This window comes from Pseudomonas tehranensis, assembly GCF_014268615.1.
Taxonomy (GTDB): domain Bacteria; phylum Pseudomonadota; class Gammaproteobacteria; order Pseudomonadales; family Pseudomonadaceae; genus Aquipseudomonas; species Aquipseudomonas tehranensis.
The window spans coordinates 1-2,224 of sequence record NZ_JABWQV010000423.1 but is presented as its reverse complement, the minus strand read 5'-3'; the positions used below and the strand labels follow the sequence as shown (position 1 = coordinate 2,224).

Annotated in this window: 1 protein-coding gene and 1 pseudogene; both read left to right on the top strand. The window is 54.7% G+C overall.

Features of this window, described 5'->3' with window-relative positions:
• Positions 1 to 1,306 (top strand): annotated as a pseudogene (locus HU811_RS26685) (hypothetical protein); the annotation flags it as partial.
• A 474-nt stretch (positions 1,307 to 1,780) separates the two neighbouring features.
• Positions 1,781 to 2,110, top strand: coding sequence for a DUF6124 family protein (locus tag HU811_RS26680; protein WP_186659080.1), 330 nt, complete (start codon positions 1,781 to 1,783; stop codon positions 2,108 to 2,110).
• Positions 2,111 to 2,224 lie beyond the last annotated feature (114 nt).

Genomic DNA, 2,224 nt, shown 5'->3' with positions numbered 1-2,224 from the left:
GACCATCGGCGCAGCCATGAACCTGACGGCACCGAGCGTCAAGGAAGCCGCGGGCACTGCACCGAGTCAGCAATTGAACCCGGTGGCGGGCAAGGACAACCTGACCGTGGTGATACCAGATTACGGTGTGCAGCCGGGCGATCAGGTCAGCGTGACTTGGACGGGCACTGCTGGGGATGGGTCCTACACCACTCCAGTGCAGGTGCTGCCTCCCAATCGTGAGATTACGATGCCGGTCTCGGTGATTGCCTACAACCTGGGCAGGCCGGTGACCGTGACCTACACCGTGACCCGGGGCAGTGAATCGCCACCGTCGGCTTCGCTTAATCTGGCGGTGCAGGCACTCACCCAAGACGATCTGCTGGTCGCCAAGCCGAGGATCCTGCAAGCCGCCAACAATGGCGAAGGGCCGGAACTGGATGTGGCGACCTTAACAGGCGATGCCACCGTGCGTATCGATAGCTGGCCCCTTATTGCCCAAGGGCAGTACGTGTGGTTACGCGTGAAGGGCAAAAACAACGATGACACGGATTATGAACGCGTGCTTTGGAGCAGCGCCCTTGACAGCCGAGTTTCGGCAGGCTGGGTCTCAAGTGGCTTCGCGACCAACACCGTGCCACTCAATGATCTGCGGGGGCTGCGTAACGGCAGTGCGCTCACGGTGGAGTTCAAGGCGACTTTGAACCAGAGTGTCGAGGAAGGCCAGGCCGATACTTTTCCGTTGCGTATATATGCCGTCAGAACGGTGGAAAGATTGACAATCGATACTTCGGTCATGTGCTTGGATGGGGTGTCAATTAAGATTAACTGGCCAAGGACTGGGTTAGATTCGGACAACAATACGGATATAAGGAGGGCAAGCGGCGGCAAATTACCCTATCGGTTCTCCTCCCGCAATTCTGACATCGCGTCAATTAGAAGTGACGATACCGTAGTAGGTGAAGCAAACGGCTCGGTTTACATTGATGTGAGTGATGCAAACGGAGATACGGTTTCTTTTCCTGTAGTTGTTTCGAATGTATACAGGCTGGTCGTTAATGATGGTCCGTTCGTTAGCGGTACTGAAGCTATGAGATGGGTTGACTCGGTAAGTAGTCAAACGCGTATGACTTGGCCTGCGTTTAAAGATGTTCAGAAAGTTTATAGCAAGCCATATCCCTATCCGTATAGGGCTGTGCATTATTGGCTGTATCCTCATGTTTCTGATCCACTCTATGCTTACTTTGATTATGTTACTCAAACCGCTCTGTTTTCTAATCCAGATAACCGCCAGGTCAGCGGATGTATGGCACTCATGCGAACATAATCTATCCATAAGATTGACACCGCAGGAATAATAGTGGGTTTTGTTCCTTTCTACGTGGAAAAGTGGGCGTATTTATTTACCAAATACATCCTGTGAAAGCGAGGAAACTCGCTTTCACAGGCCCGAGCTTATCGAAACTGCGCCCCACGTCATCCTTCAGCCTCCGACTACACCGCCTTGCGCCATTGCCTACAACTGCGCCAGAATCCGCCGGCTTGTGCGCCTAGGGGGCGGGCTTTATCGTTTACCGGTCGCTGACGAATCAGCGATCGGGTTTAGCGACCCGGATCATTCTAGGCACTTAAGCGTTCCATGCTTTGTTGCAGATCTGACTGCAATTTCGTTATGGCGGCTGTATGTGGGAGACCTTCGGGTCTGCCGGGTGCCTATGACCGGTTCGCTAACCCGCGTGCAGCCGCCACCCTTTCTGTTTAGCGACAGATTCCGGTGGCTCCATTCCATAGGAGCTTCACCATGTTCAAACCAACCCCCAATCCGCCAGACACCGATCCAGATTCAACCGCCTTCGACAAAGCCGCCAAACGCGCCCTCGATTTCTATCTCAACCCCGAGCCCGACACCGGGCCGCCTCCAGGCCAGCTCTTCACCGTGGTGAACGGCATCGGCACCGAATGCCTGCTCGCCAACCTCAGCGAAACCCTGGCTTCGGCCGATGCCATGATCAGCGACCTGGCGTTCGAGCTGGAAGGTTCGCGGCGACATGTTGCGCTGGGTATTCAACAGTTGATCGAACTGAGTGGATTGTTGGCGAATCGGGCGTTGGATGAGGTCAACCCGCGCTAGCCAACTCGCCACAGGAAAAGACGATTGGAAGGGGCTGGGGATAAACCTAGCTCCCTTCACTCACCGATAAACGGCCCCGGTTTCTCCCTTCGAACTGTCATTCCTGACAGTAGA